This is a genomic window from Mesorhizobium sp. YC-39, assembly GCF_025753795.1.
In the GTDB taxonomy this organism is placed as follows: Bacteria; Pseudomonadota; Alphaproteobacteria; order Rhizobiales; family Rhizobiaceae; genus Mesorhizobium.
Genome location: NZ_JAOWPS010000001.1, coordinates 931,758 through 946,151, shown reverse-complemented (window position 1 = coordinate 946,151; position 14,394 = coordinate 931,758). Strand labels below are relative to the sequence as shown.

Below are 14,394 nucleotides of genomic sequence, written 5' to 3'. Positions count from 1 at the left end.
TGAAGTCGGGCGGCGCTTTTGATCATCAATCGCCCGATATTGAAGGAGGAGAAAATGCTGACCAAGACTCAAGCCGTGGATGGCGCGGCGATCAAGAAGGCGATCGAAGGCCGTGACGGGAAGATGCTGGCGAGCTTCTATGCCGACGATGCGATGGTGCGGGTGATCGACCGCAACAACCCGCCGAGCAAGCCGCGCGAAATCCGCGGCCGCGCGGCGATCAGCACGTTCTGGGATGACATCTGCAGCCGGGCGATGACCCACAAGGTCGACACCACCATCGCCGACGGCGACAACCTCGCCTTCACCCAGGCCTGCGTCTATCCGGACGGCACCAAGGTGTTCTGCGCGGCGATGCTGGAGTTGAAGGACGGCCGGATCGCGCGGCAGACCGTCGTGCAAGCCTGGGACGAGTGATCAACCGCGGACTCAACCGCGATCATGGAGGAGAAGACCAGATGTTCAGCGCCAGATGGCAGATCGACGCCAAGTTCGGACACAAGCAGACCGTGCTCGAACTGTTGAAAAAGTGGGAACGCGAGATCGGCTCGCAAGTCGGCATCGCCGAACTGGAATTCCGGATCATGACCGGATCGATCGGCGCGCGGGAGGCGACGGTCGAGTCACACCATGAGGTCGAAAGCCTCGCCCAACTGGAGGCATTCTTCGCCAAGATCGGCAAGATCGACGCGCACGCCAAATGGGGCAAGGAGATGGAGCCCTATGTCGTGTCGGGCACCAGCCTGTGGAACATCTATCGCATCGTCGAGTAGCGGCGGACGCCCTTCTCCCCCGTTTACAGGGAGAAGGGAAAGGCGCTAGGCATGCGCCACCATCACATGCCGCACGGCGGTGTAGTCCTCCAAGGCATAGAGCGACATGTCCTTGCCGTAGCCGGACTGTTTCACCCCGCCATGCGGCATCTCGTTGGTCAGCATGAAGTGGGTGTTGATCCAGGTGCAGCCATATTGCAGCCGCGCGGCGGTCGCCATGGCGCGCGAAACATCCTTGGTCCACACCGATGACGCCAGGCCATAGTCGCTGTCGTTGGCCCAGCTCACGGCTTCCTCTACCTCGGAGAAACAGGTGACCGAGACGACCGGGCCGAACACTTCGCGGCGCACGATCTCGTCTTCCTGCAACGCGCCCGCCACGACCGTCGGCTGATAGAAGAAGCCGGAGCCCTCGCCCGGCTTGCCGCCGGTGGTGATCTCGATGTGCTTCAGCTCGGAAGCGCGTTCGACGAAGCTCGACACACGGTCGCGCTGGCGGCGGGAAATCAGCGGCCCGATCTCGTTTTCGGTGTCGTCGGGGCGGTTGTATTTGATGGTCGAGACGGCCGAGGAGAGGTCGGCGACCAGCTTGTCGTAGATTTTCTTGCCGGCATAGATGCGGCAGGCGGCGGTGCAGTCCTGGCCGGCATTGTAGTAACCGAAGGCGCGCAGGCCGTTGACTACGGCGCCAAGATCGGCGTCGTCGAAGACGATGACCGGCGCCTTGCCGCCAAGTTCGAGATGCGTGCGCTTGACCGATTTGGCGGCGGCCTGCAGCACCTTCTTGCCGGTGGCGACATCACCGGTGATCGAGATCATGTTGACCTTGGCGTGGTTGATCAGCGTGTTGCCGACACTATCGCCACGGCCGAGCACGACATTGACGACGCCCTCGGGCAGGATTTCCGCCAGGATTTTCGCCAGCTTCAGCGCCGTCAGCGGCGTCTGTTCGGACGGCTTGAAGACGACGGTGTTGCCGCCGCCGATTGCCGGCGCCAACTTCCAGGCCATCATCATCAGCGGATAGTTCCACGGCGCGATCGAGGCGACGATGCCGATCGGGTCGCGCCTTACCATCGAGGTGTGGCCGGGCAGATATTCGCCGGCGACCACACCTGGCATCGAGCGGACAGCGCCGGCAAAGAAGCGATAGCAGTCGACGATGGCCGGGATCTCGTCATTGAGCACGGCATTGATCGGCTTGCCGCAGTTCAGTGCCTCGAGTGTTGCAAATTCCTGGGCCTCGGCCTCGATGCGGTCGGCGATCTTGAGGAGATAGCCCGAGCGCTGCGCCGGCGTGGTGCGCGACCAGGTGACGAAAGCCTTTTCGGCAGCCGCCACCGCTGCCTCGATCTGCGCCTGGCTGGCCTCTGGCAGGTTGAGAATGGTCGCCCCGGTCTTGGGATTGAGGATCGGCTCCTCGGTTTCGGTGCCCTTCTCGAATTTCGAGCCGATCAGCATCTTTGTGTCCATGGACATCTCTCCCTTATGAACTCTCTCGTTCATTGTTTGGGTTATTTGCCCGAACCGGCGATCTGGTCGCCGTCGCGGGTCAGGTAATAGGCAACAAGGATGGGCAGCAGCGTCACCAGCACCACGACCATGGCGACGACATTGGTGACCGGGCGCTGGCGGGGACGGATCAGTTCCTCCAGCATCCAGATCGGCACCGTCTGCTGCTGGCCGGCGGTGAAGGTGGTGACGATGACCTCGTCGAAGGACAAGGCAAAAGCCAGCATGCCGCCGGCAAGCAGTGCCGTGGCGATGTTGGGCAGCACGACATGCCGAAAAGTCTGGAAGCCGTCGGCGCCGAGATCCATCGAGGCCTCGATCATCGAGCCGGAAGTGCGGCGGAAACGGGCGACCGCGTTGTTGTAGACGACGACCACGCAGAAGGTGGCGTGGCCAAGCACGATCGTCCAGAACGAGAACGGGATATCGGCCAGCGAAAAGGCCGAGCGCAATGCGATGCCGGTGATGATGCCGGGCAGCGCGATCGGCAGGATGACCAGCAGCGAAATGGTCTCGCGGCCGAAGAATTTTGTCCGCGACACGGCGGCGGCGCAGAGTGTTCCGAGAACGAGAGCAATGACCGTCGAGATGGCGGCGACACGGACCGACAGCGACAATGCCTCCCACACATCCGGACGGTTCCAGGTGACGGCGAACCATTGTGTGGTCAGCCCCGGCGGCGGCCAGACGAAGCTCTTCTCCTCGGTGGTGAAGGCGTAGACGAAGATCAGCAGGATCGGCAAATGCAGGAAGAGCAGGCCGACAGTGGCGGCAATCTTCAGGCCAAGCGGAGCCGAATGGCCGCGGTCAGAGCGCATCGAAGGCCCCCATGCGCTTGGCGCCCCAGAGGTAGAAGCCCATGATGACGATGGGCACAACGGTGAAGGCGGCGGCGAGCGGGATGTTGCCGGCGGTGCCCTGCTGCGAATAGACAGCCTGGCCGATGAACAGGCGCGACGTGCCGATGATCTGCGGGATGATGTAGTCGCCGAGTGTCAGCGAGAAGGTGAAGATCGAGCCGGCGACGATACCGGGCAGCGCCAGCGGAAACAGCACGTTGCGGAAGGTCTGGCCGGGCGAGGCGCCGAGATCGGACGAGGCCTCGACCAGATTGCCGGGCACGCGCTCGAGTGCTGCCTGCACGGGGAGGATCATGAAGGGCAGCCAGACATAGACGAAGACGATGAAGGTGCCGGTGGCGGAGACCGACAGCGAGTTGCCGCCGACGATGGGCAGAGAAAGCCAGCCATCGAGCAGCCACAGAATATGCAGTTTGGCGAGCAGCCAGGTGAGGATGCCTTCCTTGGCGAGGATCAGCTTCCAGGCATAGATCTTGACCAGATAGCTCGACCACAACGGCAACATGACGCCGAGATAAAACAGCGCCTTCCAGCGGCCGCGCGCATAGCGCGCCGCGTAATAGGCAATGGGGAAGGCGATGATCGCCGAGGCGAGCGTGACCAGTGCGGCCATCGTCACCGTGCGCAGGATGATGTCGAGATTGGCGGCCTGGAGCAGGTCGCCATAGGTCTTCAGCGTGAACTCACGGTTGATGAGGCCGGAGAACTCGTCGATCGAAAAGAAGCTCTGCAAGAGCAGCGCGAACAGCGAGCCGATATAGACAATGCCGAGCCACAGAACCGGCGGGAGCAGCATGAGCAGGAGCAGGAGTTGCGGCCGGCGCCAGAAGAGGTCCGATAGCGCGCCACGCAGGCCACCGCTGCGGGGAAGGACGGCTGGAGCCACTTTTGCCTGGGTCGCGGTCAACGTCATGGTTTCTTCGACAGGTCGCGTTCCTTCGCGCCCCCCTCTGTCCTGCCGGACATCTCCCCCACAAGGGGGGAGATTGGCAGCTTCAGCGCCGCCGCCCTTCCTTCAATGTTCGTAATCGGCGAAAGCAGGCGCGACATCCGATCTCCCCCCTCGTGGGGAAGATGCCCGGCAGGGCAGAGGGACGCGCCGTAGAGCGCTTCGTCGGACCTATTGGCCACAACTGCCTCGATCATGCCGGCTCGTCCATCAGATGCAAATGCTCGCGGTTGAAGGTGAGCACCACCGCCTCGCCTTCCCGGGGCAATTTTGCACCGGCCGGCACGATGGCGTGCAGCCTCAGCCCATCGGCATCGAGCGCCAGTCTTGTCGTGGCGCCGAGATAGTTGGTCGAGACCAGGCGAGCGGCAACGCCGTCGCCCTTCGCGGCCCGGCCGACGCGGATCGATTCGGGGCGCAGGCTGCCCCAGCGATGCTGGCCGGAATAACGCTGGACGAAATCCGGCGGCAGCACGTTGGAGGAGCCGACGAAATCGGCGACGAAGCGCGTGCGCGGGCGCTGATAAATATCCTCCGGCGTGCCGATCTGCATAATCTTGCCGTCATTGAAAACGGCGACACGGTCGGCCATCGACAGCGCCTCGCCCTGGTCGTGAGTGACGAAGACGAAGGTGATGCCGAGCGCCTTCTGCAGCGATTTCAGCTCTTCCTGCATGTTCTCGCGCAGTTTGAGGTCGAGCGCCCCGAGCGGCTCGTCGAGGAGCAGCACCTTGGGCTGATTGACCAGCGCACGCGCCAGCGCGACGCGCTGGCGCTGGCCACCGGAGAGCTGGCCGGGGCGGCGGGCGCCATAGCCGGGAAGCCTGACCAGCGACAGTGCCTCTTCCGCTGCCTTCTGCCGCTTGGGCTTGCCGACACCCTTGACCATCAAACCGTAGGCGACATTGTCGAGCACATTGAGATGCGGGAACAGCGCATAGTCCTGGAACACGGTGTTGACGTTTCGGCGATAGGGCGGGACGCCCTCGGCGCGCTCGCCGAAGATAGATATCGAGCCCGCTGTCGGCTGCTCGAAGCCGGCAATGAGGCGCAGACAGGTCGTCTTGCCGGAACCCGACGGACCGAGCATGGCGAAGAACTCGCCGGGCACGATGTCGAGATCCACCGCGTCGACAGCGCGTACGCTGCCGAAATGGCGCGAGACTTTCTGGAAGGAAACGGCGGAGGTCATGGGCTGTCCCGATAGGCCAGGCTCTTCAATTGGGGGCGCCTGCGCTGCCCCTCCTGCCGGCCTTCTCCCAGAAGGGATTAGCCGAAACGCTGGCGATCCCCCTCTCCCCATTCTTCACGGGGAGAGGACAAGGGTGAGGGGCAGCAATGAGCGATCAGCGAAGGTGGGGCGAAATCACCGCCCGCCGATAACGCCGATATAGTCCGACACCCAGCGGTAATAGGGCACGCACTGGTTGTTCCCGGTGGCGCATTTCGACACTGGCGTCTTCCAGAACTTGATCTTGTCGAAATTGTCGTAGCCGTTGGTCTTGCAACCTTCGTCGCCGAGCAGTTCGTTGCCCTTGCAGGCGGCCGGCACCACCGGCAGCGAACCGAACCAGGCCGAGACATCGCCCTGCACCTTGGGCGACAGCGAATGCTCCAGCCACATATAGGCGCAGTTCGGGTGGGCCGCGTCCGCCTCCATCATGGTGGTGTCGGCCCAGCCGGTCACGCCTTCCTCGGGAACGGTCGAAGAGACCGGCTTTTTGGCGGCAACCAGCGTGTTGACCTGATAGGGCCACGAGCCGGAGGCGACGACACCCTCGTTCTGGAAGTCGTCGACCTGGATGGCAGCGTCATGCCAGTAGCGACCGACCAGCGTGCGCTGGATACGCAGCAGGTCGAGCGCCGCCTTGTACTGGTCCTCGGTCAACTCGTAGGGATCCTTGATGCCGAGTTCCGGCTTATGGAACATCAGATAGTTGGCGGCGTCGGCGATGTGGATCGGGCCATCATAGGCCTGGACGCGGCCCTTGTTCGACTTGCCGTCGGGCAGGTTCATCTCCTCGAAGACGACATTCCAGCTCTTGGGCGCTTCCTTGAAAGTATCGGTGTTGTACATCAGCACATTCGGCCCCCACTGGTAGGGAACGCCGTAGTGGGCGCCATCGACTGTGAACCAGGGGGCGTCCTTCAGCCGGTCGTCGACCGTCTTCCAGCTCGGAACGAGGTCGGTGTTGATCGGCTGGACGCGCTTGCCGGCGACGAGACGCAGCGAGGCGTCGCCCGAGGCGGTGACAAGGTCGAAGCCACCCTCGTTCATCAGCGAGACCATTTCGTCGGACGTGTTGGCGGTCTTGACGTTGACCTTGCAACCGGTGTCCTTCTCGAAGGACGTGACCCAGTCGTAACCTTTGTCAGTCTCGCCGCGTTCAATGTAGCCGGGCCAGGCGACGATGTTGACCTCGCCTTCGCCCTTGCCCAACTCCTTGACCTGGGCGATGGCCTGGCCGGAGAAGGCCAGCGCGACCGTCAATGCAGTGCATGACTTCAGGAATGAATTCATCATCGATCTCCCATTTGAAAAGCCGCACTGTTGATGCCGGCTTTGGTTCCCTAGAAGGAAAGTGCTGCGAAAATCCCGGTTTCGCAAATTCATTTATCAGAACGCCGATATCGGTTTTACCGATAGATTATCGGCCGATCTTGTCCGGCCGCTGGCGGACCATTCGCTGCGACTGGGCCAGCCCGATAAAGTCGCGCGCGGCCTGTGGCAGGCCAGAGCCGCGGCGCCAGACCATGCCGACCTGGACGACCGGCAAGGCGCCGGAAATATCGCGCGATTCGATGCGATCGCCCTCCAGCGACCAAGGCCGGTAGACAAGGTCGGGCAGCAGCGCGACGCCCGCGCCGGTGGCGACGAGGCTGCGCACCGCCTCAACCGAGCGGGTGCGAAAGGCGACATGAGGCTTGGCGCCGATGGCGGTGAGCAGCTTGCCAGTGTTCTCTTCGATCTCGTCGACGGTCAGCATGATCAGCGGCTCCGAGGCGATGTCGCTGACGCCGATGATGTCGGCGCTGGCCAGCCTATGGCTGAGAGGCACCCAAAGACGATAGGCCGAGACTTCGAGGATTTCCGACTGCAGGGCGGTACGGTCGCGCAGGTTCGAGATGACCATGACCGCGATGTCGAGCTTGCCGCCAATCAGCAGATGTTCGAGGTAGTCGCCATTGTCCTCGATGGCCGACACTTCGACGCCGGGATAGGCGCGGCGGTAGCGGGCGAGAAGGTCCGACAGCACATAGCCGGCGACCAGCGAGGTGACGCCGAGCTGGAGGCGGCCGCCGGCCACGATCTGCTCGCCGAAGAAGGCGCGGCGCGCATCGGAAACGTCGGCCAGGATCTTGGTCGCGTGGCGCAGGAACTGGTGGCCCTTATGGGTGATGTTGAGGCCGCGCGGGTGGCGCTCGAACAGTTCGACGCCGAGATCGCTCTCCAGCTCCTTGATCGCCTCGGTGACCGACGATTGCGAAATCGACAGGTTCTGGGCGGCGCCCGAAACGGTGCCTTGCTCGGCGACGGCGATGAAGAACTGCAACTGGCGAATGGTAAAGGCCATGGCCGGACTAAACACGGCACAGGCCACGCTGGGAAGTGGGTCGATAGCGAAGGCTTGACGATCATAAGACTCGTAACTATTTAAGTTACATGAAACGAAACAGCAGACTTTCCTCGACCTTGCACATTCTCGTCCACATGGTCGAGACTCGGGAGCACGCGCTGACCTCCGAGCAGCTTGCCACCTTCATCCACACGAACCCGGTCGTCGTCCGCCGGACCATCGCCGGCTTGCGCGACGCGGGCATCGTCACATCGTCACGCGGCCATGGCGGCGGCTGGCAGCTTGGCCGCGCGCCCGAGAGCATCTCGCTGGCCGAGATCAGCGCCGCCCTCGGCGAAACGCTGCTGCCGTTCAGCAGCGAGCCGGAAAGCCCCGGCTGCCTTGTCGAGCAGGCAGTTATCGCGGCGCTCGATGATTTTCGCGTCGAGGCCGAAAGGCTGCTGGCGGAAAAGCTCAGCCACATCACGCTTGCCGACCTCGCCGCCGATTTCCGCCGTCGCTATGAACTGATTGGAGTGACCAGCCATGCAGTATGATTTGCCAGCCACGCAGTATGACTTGATTATCGTCGGCGGCAGCTTTGCCGGCCTGTCGGCCGCCATCCAGGCGGCGCGGGCACGACGTAATGTCCTGGTGGTCGATGCGGGGCAGCCGCGCAACCGTTTCGCCGAACACTCGCATGGCTTCCTGGGACAGGATGGACGCGCGCCCGGCGCCATCCTGGATGACGCAAGGCAGCAGCTGCTCGCCTATCCGACGGCCAAAATCGTCGCCGGATTGGCGGACAAGGCCGCTGTCGCCGGCCGCAGCTTCGAGATCACCACGGATCGCGGCGAGACATTCGGCGCGGCGCGGCTGGTGCTCGCCACCGGTGTGCGCGACATCCTGCCGGATGTTCCCGGGCTTGCCGAGCAATGGGGCAAGAGTGTGCTGCATTGCCCCTATTGCCATGGCTTCGAGGTGGCGGGCGGACCGCTTGGCGTGCTCGCAACCGGGCCGACGGCCATGCATCAGGCGCAGTTGATCGCTGACTGGGGCGATGTCACGCTGTTCGCCAATGGTCTCTTCGAGCCTGACGCGGAGCAGGCGCACGCATTGGAAAGGCGCAAGGTGAGATTTGAGCCGGCCGGCGTGGCCGAACTGCAGAAAGATGGCGTCGGTGGATTGATCGTCCACCTTGGCGACAGCCGTCAGGTCGGCGTCAAGGCGATGTTCACCGCGCCACGCAATACCATGGCGAGCCTGCTTGCCGAACAGCTCGGCTGCAGCTTCACCGAAGGTCTTCTCGGTCCGGTGATCACCGTCGATGAAAAGCAGCAGACGACAGTCCCCGGCGTCTATGCCGCCGGAGACGCGGCACGATCGATGCACAACATTGCCTTCGCCGTATCAGCTGGCGCCTTCGCGGGCGTATGCGCCCATCAATCGCTGGTTTTCAATTAGAACTCGGTCTGCCCGTCGGCAATGCTGAGCCGTGCACCGGCCTGGGACAGTGCCGCAGCAATATCGCGCGGCGGCTGCTGGTCGGTGGCGAGCTCGGAAAAGCCGTCGAAACCGCAGACCTGGACAAGACCCTGGCGGCCGAACTTGGTGTGGTCGGTGATGACTAGCGAACGCTGGCCACGCGACAGCACCATGCGGGCGAATTCGGCCTCTTCCAGATCATAGTCCATGACGCCCGTGACGGCATCGACGGCGCCTGTGGAGATCACGGCGTGGCTGACGGAAAAGCGGCTGACGAATTCGATGGCCGAGACCCCGAAGGCCGCACCCGAATCGCTGCGCAACTCACCGCCGGCCATGTAGACCTTGTTGCCGTTGACGGTGGCCAGCGTGCGGGCAATGTCGGAGGAGTTGGTGACGACCGTCAGCCGGCGGTGGCCGAGCAATTCGCGTGCCAGGAAAGACGTTGTGGTGCCGGTGTCGAGCATGATCGATTCGCCGTCGCGGATGGTCGTCGCGACCATGCGCGCGATCGTCCGCTTGGCGTCAGCGTTTTCGCGCATGCGACGCTCGAACGGGGCCTCGCCGACAATGGACGACAGGCCTACGGCGCCATGCATCTTCAGGATGGAGCCGTCATTGGTGAGCGGCTTGACGTCGCGGCGCACGGTTTCCAGCGAGACGCCCAGCCGGTCGGCCAGGCTGGCGATGGTGACTGTGCCCTCCTCCTGCAGGAGACGCAGGATCTCACCATGCCGCTTCGAATGGACCATCAGGCTTTCCGCTCGCACCGTTGTGTTGCTGACCGATTTTACGGCAAATACGCCCACACTTACAAGAAGCTTGCACTATTTCGGGCAAAACGACATAAAAAGCCACAGAATCTCGTTGACAGACCGGACCAGATGGCGCGAGATTGTGGTTGTGACAGGCTCGTAACTGCTACGGGAGAACGATGGCTGGGCCGCACAAAAATTCGCCTTTCCGAACGCCTGCAAAGCGCCCGGCACAGGGGAAATGGAGTTTTGGGAATCCGCGGGGGCGGACGCCGGCGTCGAAGAACCCGGCACAGGGGCTCGTCGGTGCGGTGCGGGATACCAATCCTGGCATCCCGCACCGACGAGATTTTCACATTGCCCCCTACCGCAGGCTGCCATCTTCGGGTCAGCCGTCGCCTTTTTGAACCTCCGCCAAACAAGGGATGAATCCTTGACTGCCGAAGACCGCATCCGCGCCCTGCCCTGCTGGACCGGCATGATCGAGATCGCGCCGCTGCCGGGTGGCTTGAGCAATGCCAACTATCTGGTCAAGGACTCGGCCGGGCGGCATGTCGTGCGCTTCGGCCAGGACTTTCCATTCCACCACGTCTTTCGCGAACGCGAGGTGATGACGGCGCGCGCGGCGCAGGCCGCCGGCTTCGCTCCGGCGGTCCGCCATTCCGAACCCGGCATCCTGGTGACGGAATATCTCGGCGCCAAGACCTTTGTCGCCGAAGATGTGCGGGCCAATATCGGCCGCGTCGCCGCCCTGATGCGCGGCTTCCACCGTGAAATGCCAAACCATGTCTCGGGCGCCGGCTTCATGTTCTGGGTGTTTCACGTCATCCGCGACTATGCACGCACGCTGGAGGAAGGCGGCAGCCGCAAGCTGAACGACCTGCCGCGCTTTCTGACCTTGGCGGACGAACTCGAACGGGCGCAGAAACTGCTGCCGATCGTCTTCGGCCATAATGATCTTTTGCCAGCTAATATCCTCGACGATGGCCACAAATTGTGGCTGATCGATTTCGAATATGCCGGCTTCAACACGGCGATGTTCGACCTTGCCGGCGTCGCCTCCAATGCCAGCATGAGCGACGAGGAATCCTTCGCCTTCCTCACCGCCTATTTCATGAAGGAGCCGGACGAGGCGATCCGCCGTTCGCACGCGGCCATGCAATGCGCGTCGCTGCTGCGCGAGGCGATGTGGAGCATGGTCTCCGAACTTTATCTCGATGCGCCCGGCATCGACTACGTCGCCTATACCGACGAAAACCTGACGCGGCTGGACGCCGCGCTGGAGAACTACAGAACAAAATACGGGATGCAGACTTCATGACCTTGCCCAGCCATGCCGAGGTCGTCGTCATCGGCGGCGGCATTATCGGCTGTTCGACGGCCTATCATCTGGCGCGCGACCACAAGGCCGATGTCGTGCTCCTGGAGCAGGGCAAGCTGACCTCCGGCTCGACCTGGCACGCCGCCGGGCTGGTCGGCCAGTTGCGCTCGTCGGCCTCGATCACGCGCGTGCTCAAATATTCGGTCGATCTCTACAAGGGGCTGGAGGCCGAAACAGGACTCGCCACCGGCTGGAAGATGACCGGGTGTCTCAGGCTGGCGACCAATGCCGACCGCTGGACCGAATATAAGAGGCTGGCGACGACGGCGAAAAGCTTCGGCATGGACATGCAATTGTTATCGCCGGCCGAGGTCAAGACGATGTGGCCGCTCCTGGAAACCGGCGATCTCGTCGGCGCCTCCTGGTTGCCGACCGACGGGCAGGCGAGCCCTTCCGACATCACCCAGTCGCTGGCCAAGGGTGCGCGTATGCATGGCGCCAGACTGTTCGAGGACGTCCGCGTCGCCGGCTTCGAGATGAAGGATGGCCGCATCACCGCGGTGAAGACAGCCAAGGGCGACATCGCCTGCGACAAGGTGGTGAACTGCGCCGGGCAATGGGCGCGGCAGGTGGGCGCGCTGGCCGGCATCAACGTGCCCCTGCAGCCGGTCAAGCACCAGTACATCATCACCGAAAAGATCGACGGATTGGCGACCGATGCGCCGACCATCCGCGATCCGGACCGCCGCACCTATTTCAAGGAGGAGATCGGCGGGCTGGTGATGGGCGGCTATGAGCCCAACCCGCAACCCTGGACGACCGACCTGCCCGGCGGCGACGTGCCCGATGACTGGGAGTTCCGGCTGTTCGACGACGATTACGATCATTTCGAGCAGCACATGAACCAGGCGATCGCGCGGATTCCGGCGCTGGAAAGCGCCGGCGTCAAGCAGATGATCAATGGACCTGAGAGCTTCACGCCGGACGGCAATTTCATCCTCGGCGTCGCGCCCGAATGCGCCAACATGTTCGTCGGCGCCGGGTTCAACGCCTTCGGCATCGCATCCGGCGGCGGCGCCGGCTGGGTGCTGGCGCAATGGGTGGTTGACGGCGAGGCGCCGCTCGATCTGTGGGTGGTCGACATCAGGCGTTTTTCGAGCCTGCACCGCGACCGGCAATGGGTCCGCGACCGCACGCTGGAAGCCTATGGCAAGCACTATACGATCGGCTTTCCGCATGAGGAATATCTTTCAGGCCGGCCGCGCATCGTCTCGCCACTCTATGCGCGGCTGCAAGAGCACCGCGCGGTGTTTGGCTCGAAACTAGGCTGGGAGCGGCCGAACTGGTTCGCGCCCGAAGGCGTCGAACCTGAGGACGTCTATTCGATGGGCCGGCAGAACTGGTTTTCAGCCGTCGGCGACGAGCACCGGCATGTGCGCGAAAACGTCGGCATCTTCGACCAGTCGTCCTTCGCCAAATACGAGATGTCCGGCGCGGATGCGCAGAAGGCGCTGGACTGGATCTGCGCCAACGACGTCGCCAAGCCGGTCGGCAGGCTGACCTACACGCAGCTTCTCAACACGCGCGGCGGCATCGAGGCCGATCTGACGGTGGCGCGACTCGGCGAGGAGAAATTCTACATCGTCACCGGCACAGGTTTCCGCACGCATGATTTCTCCTGGATCGGCGACCATGTCGGCAAGGAGCTCGACGTCACGCTGACCGATGTCACCGAGGATTTCGGCACGCTGTCGCTGATGGGGCCGCGCGCCCGCGAGGTGCTGGCTGCGGTGACCGAGGCGGATGTGTCAAACGCTGGCTTCCCGTTCGGCCATGCGCGCGAGATTACTGTTGCCGGCCGCACAGTCCGGGCTCTGCGCGTCACCTATGTCGGCGAACTCGGCTGGGAGCTGCATGTGCCGATCGCGGCGGCGGGCGAGGTCTTCGATGCGCTGATGGCGGCTGGCAAAAGGCACGATATCCGCCCGGTCGGCTACCGGGCGCTGGAATCGCTGCGGCTGGAAAAGGGCTACCGGGCCTGGGGCGCCGATATCACACCCAACGACACGCCCGAGGAAGCGGGCCTTGGCTGGGCGGTGAAGCTCAGAAAGAACACGGATTTTGTCGGCCGGCGGGCGCTTGAAAAAATCAATGGCGCGACGCTGAAAAAACGCTTTGCCGGCTTCACGGTCGACGACCCGAAAACCGTGCTGCTCGGGCGCGAGACTATCCTGCGCAATGGCGAGCCGGTTGGTTATCTCACCAGCGGCGGCTTTGGCTACACGGTCGGCAAGAACATCGGCTATGGCTATGTCCGCAATGCCAATGGCGTCAGTGACGATTTCCTCGCCTCAGGCGACTACGAGCTGGTGGTGGCGATGGAACGGACACCGGCACGGATACATCTCGAGCCGATGTATGATCCGGCCGGAGACAGGATCAAAGCCTAGATTCAGCTCACGCGCAGAACGAGGCCACGGCTGGGCACGGTATCCGTCTCACCCGGCATCGAGACATAGGGCGGCGTTTCCTCGGCGCGTGTTACGACGCCATTCGCCTCCAGCTCGGTGATCCGCCCGGCAAATCCTGCATTCCACAGCGTGTTCTTGACGGTCAGCACGATGACACCGCCCGGCCGGCAGATGCGGATCAGTTCGTCCAGCCCCTCCACGCCGACATGGCCCGAGGTGAAAACGCCGGCTGACACGATCCCGGCATAGGCACCGTCGGCGAAAGGCAGCGCCCCGCCGAGCGCCAGGCAGTGCAGCGCCGAATAGACGCCCTTGCGCGTGGCCTGGGCCAGCATGCCGGCAGAGATGTCGAGTGCCTGGACATCCGGATAGCCCGTAATGGCAAGCCATTCGCCGATGAGGCCGGTGCCGGCCCCGGCATCGAGGAGCGGTGCCGCGCCGCGCGGCAGATGGCGGGCCAGCAGGGCAAGGCAGATGGTCGGATGGCGATAACCGGCCGCCGACATGTCGGCATCGTAAGTGTCGGACCAGCTGTCATAGAGGGCCGCCACATCCTCGGGCCGCTTCGCCGCGTAGGCAGCGGCGAGCGCGCCTTTGTTTTTCTTGTCCGTCATTCAGTCCCGTCCGCCGACTCGTGGGCTCTTACACCATCCGAATGATAGCCAAATGGCGAAAATTGTGGAACCGTCGCCGCGAGAAAATAACGATGTG

At 63.3% G+C, this 14,394-nt stretch carries 15 protein-coding genes; 6 read left to right on the top strand and 9 right to left on the bottom strand.

Going from position 1 to position 14,394, the window contains the following annotated elements:
* Positions 1-54: 54 nt before the first annotated feature.
* The gene (locus tag OHD62_RS04525) at positions 55-417 is read left to right on the top strand and encodes a nuclear transport factor 2 family protein (RefSeq protein WP_263781239.1); all 363 of its coding nucleotides are present in this window, start codon (positions 55-57) and stop codon (positions 415-417) included.
* 41 nt (positions 418-458) lie between these two features.
* The gene (locus OHD62_RS04520; RefSeq protein WP_263781238.1) at positions 459-773 is read left to right on the top strand and encodes a hypothetical protein; all 315 of its coding nucleotides are present in this window, start codon (positions 459-461) and stop codon (positions 771-773) included.
* A gap of 45 nt (positions 774-818) precedes the next feature.
* Here the strand turns inward: OHD62_RS04520 and OHD62_RS04515 are convergent, their stop codons facing one another.
* The 7 genes from OHD62_RS04515 to OHD62_RS04485 all read right to left on the bottom strand — a co-directional run bounded on the left by OHD62_RS04515 (position 819) and on the right by OHD62_RS04485 (position 7,669).
* A complete protein-coding gene (locus OHD62_RS04515; protein ID WP_263781237.1) occupies positions 819-2,246 on the bottom strand; it encodes a gamma-aminobutyraldehyde dehydrogenase in 1,428 nt (475 codons plus the stop codon).
* Positions 2,247-2,287: 41 nt separating this feature from the next.
* Positions 2,288-3,103, bottom strand: a complete 816-nt coding sequence (locus tag OHD62_RS04510) for an ABC transporter permease (RefSeq protein ID WP_263781235.1) — start codon at positions 3,101-3,103, stop codon at positions 2,288-2,290.
* The gene (locus OHD62_RS04505) at positions 3,093-4,058 is read right to left on the bottom strand and encodes an ABC transporter permease (protein WP_263781234.1); all 966 of its coding nucleotides are present in this window, start codon (positions 4,056-4,058) and stop codon (positions 3,093-3,095) included. Before OHD62_RS04505 ends, OHD62_RS04510 begins: the two co-directional genes overlap by 11 nt.
* Positions 4,055-4,291: a hypothetical protein gene (locus OHD62_RS04500; RefSeq protein WP_263781233.1), complete on the bottom strand. Its 237-nt coding sequence runs from the start codon at positions 4,289-4,291 to the stop codon at positions 4,055-4,057. The genes OHD62_RS04505 and OHD62_RS04500 overlap by 4 nt, the downstream gene beginning before the upstream one ends.
* Entirely contained in the window at positions 4,288-5,286 is a 999-nt protein-coding gene (locus OHD62_RS04495) for an ABC transporter ATP-binding protein (protein WP_263781232.1), read from the bottom strand. Before OHD62_RS04495 ends, OHD62_RS04500 begins: the two co-directional genes overlap by 4 nt.
* Before the next feature lie 174 nt (positions 5,287-5,460).
* Entirely contained in the window at positions 5,461-6,615 is a 1,155-nt protein-coding gene (locus OHD62_RS04490) for an ABC transporter substrate-binding protein (protein WP_263781231.1), read from the bottom strand.
* Between the two features lie 127 nt (positions 6,616-6,742).
* Positions 6,743-7,669, bottom strand: a complete 927-nt coding sequence (locus OHD62_RS04485; RefSeq protein ID WP_263781230.1) for a LysR substrate-binding domain-containing protein — start codon at positions 7,667-7,669, stop codon at positions 6,743-6,745.
* Positions 7,670-7,758: 89 nt separating this feature from the next.
* Here OHD62_RS04485 and OHD62_RS04480 point away from each other — a divergent pair, with 89 nt between their 5' ends.
* Positions 7,759-8,208 (top strand): RrF2 family transcriptional regulator, encoded by a 450-nt coding sequence (locus OHD62_RS04480; RefSeq protein WP_263781229.1) that lies wholly within the window; start codon positions 7,759-7,761, stop codon positions 8,206-8,208.
* Positions 8,198-9,115, top strand: coding sequence for an NAD(P)/FAD-dependent oxidoreductase (locus OHD62_RS04475; protein WP_263781227.1), 918 nt, complete (start codon positions 8,198-8,200; stop codon positions 9,113-9,115). Before OHD62_RS04480 ends, OHD62_RS04475 begins: the two co-directional genes overlap by 11 nt.
* On the opposite strand, the gene OHD62_RS04470 is transcribed toward OHD62_RS04475, so the two are convergent.
* Positions 9,112-9,888: a DeoR/GlpR family DNA-binding transcription regulator gene (locus OHD62_RS04470; RefSeq protein WP_263781226.1), complete on the bottom strand. Its 777-nt coding sequence runs from the start codon at positions 9,886-9,888 to the stop codon at positions 9,112-9,114. The genes OHD62_RS04475 and OHD62_RS04470 overlap by 4 nt on opposite strands.
* 436 nt (positions 9,889-10,324) lie before the next feature.
* On the opposite strand from OHD62_RS04470, the gene OHD62_RS04465 reads away from it, so the two are divergent.
* Together OHD62_RS04465 and OHD62_RS04460 are read left to right on the top strand one after the other, a co-directional pair.
* Complete coding sequence (locus OHD62_RS04465) at positions 10,325-11,212, top strand: phosphotransferase family protein (RefSeq protein ID WP_263781225.1); 888 nt, start codon at positions 10,325-10,327, stop codon at positions 11,210-11,212.
* Positions 11,209-13,662 carry a GcvT family protein gene (locus tag OHD62_RS04460; RefSeq protein WP_263781224.1) on the top strand — a complete coding sequence of 818 codons (2,454 nt, stop codon included), beginning with the start codon at positions 11,209-11,211 and terminating at the stop codon, positions 13,660-13,662. The genes OHD62_RS04465 and OHD62_RS04460 overlap by 4 nt, the downstream gene beginning before the upstream one ends.
* A 2-nt stretch (positions 13,663-13,664) precedes the next feature.
* Here OHD62_RS04460 and OHD62_RS04455 read toward each other — a convergent pair whose 3' ends face one another.
* Positions 13,665-14,297: a class I SAM-dependent DNA methyltransferase gene (locus OHD62_RS04455; RefSeq protein WP_263781223.1), complete on the bottom strand. Its 633-nt coding sequence runs from the start codon at positions 14,295-14,297 to the stop codon at positions 13,665-13,667.
* Positions 14,298-14,394: the final 97 nt, after the last annotated feature.

Excerpts from the sequence above, each read along its gene's own strand:
- OHD62_RS04490 (WP_263781231.1), bottom strand. The coding sequence starts at position 6,615 with ATGAATTCATTCCTGAAGTCATGCACTGCATTGACGGTCGCGCTGGCC.
- OHD62_RS04470 (WP_263781226.1), bottom strand. The coding sequence starts at position 9,888 with ATGGTCCATTCGAAGCGGCATGGTGAGATCCTGCGTCTCCTGCAGGAG.
- OHD62_RS04525 (WP_263781239.1), top strand. The coding sequence starts at position 55 with ATGCTGACCAAGACTCAAGCCGTGGATGGCGCGGCGATCAAGAAGGCG.
- OHD62_RS04455 (WP_263781223.1), bottom strand. The coding sequence starts at position 14,297 with ATGACGGACAAGAAAAACAAAGGCGCGCTCGCCGCTGCCTACGCGGCG.
- OHD62_RS04460 (WP_263781224.1), top strand. The coding sequence starts at position 11,209 with ATGACCTTGCCCAGCCATGCCGAGGTCGTCGTCATCGGCGGCGGCATT.
- OHD62_RS04500 (WP_263781233.1), bottom strand. The coding sequence starts at position 4,291 with ATGATCGAGGCAGTTGTGGCCAATAGGTCCGACGAAGCGCTCTACGGC.
- OHD62_RS04510 (WP_263781235.1), bottom strand. The coding sequence starts at position 3,103 with ATGCGCTCTGACCGCGGCCATTCGGCTCCGCTTGGCCTGAAGATTGCC.
- OHD62_RS04515 (WP_263781237.1), bottom strand. The coding sequence starts at position 2,246 with ATGGACACAAAGATGCTGATCGGCTCGAAATTCGAGAAGGGCACCGAA.
- OHD62_RS04480 (WP_263781229.1), top strand. The coding sequence starts at position 7,759 with ATGAAACGAAACAGCAGACTTTCCTCGACCTTGCACATTCTCGTCCAC.
- OHD62_RS04505 (WP_263781234.1), bottom strand. The coding sequence starts at position 4,058 with ATGACGTTGACCGCGACCCAGGCAAAAGTGGCTCCAGCCGTCCTTCCC.
- OHD62_RS04475 (WP_263781227.1), top strand. The coding sequence starts at position 8,198 with ATGCAGTATGATTTGCCAGCCACGCAGTATGACTTGATTATCGTCGGC.
- OHD62_RS04485 (WP_263781230.1), bottom strand. The coding sequence starts at position 7,669 with ATGGCCTTTACCATTCGCCAGTTGCAGTTCTTCATCGCCGTCGCCGAG.
- OHD62_RS04495 (WP_263781232.1), bottom strand. The coding sequence starts at position 5,286 with ATGACCTCCGCCGTTTCCTTCCAGAAAGTCTCGCGCCATTTCGGCAGC.
- OHD62_RS04520 (WP_263781238.1), top strand. The coding sequence starts at position 459 with ATGTTCAGCGCCAGATGGCAGATCGACGCCAAGTTCGGACACAAGCAG.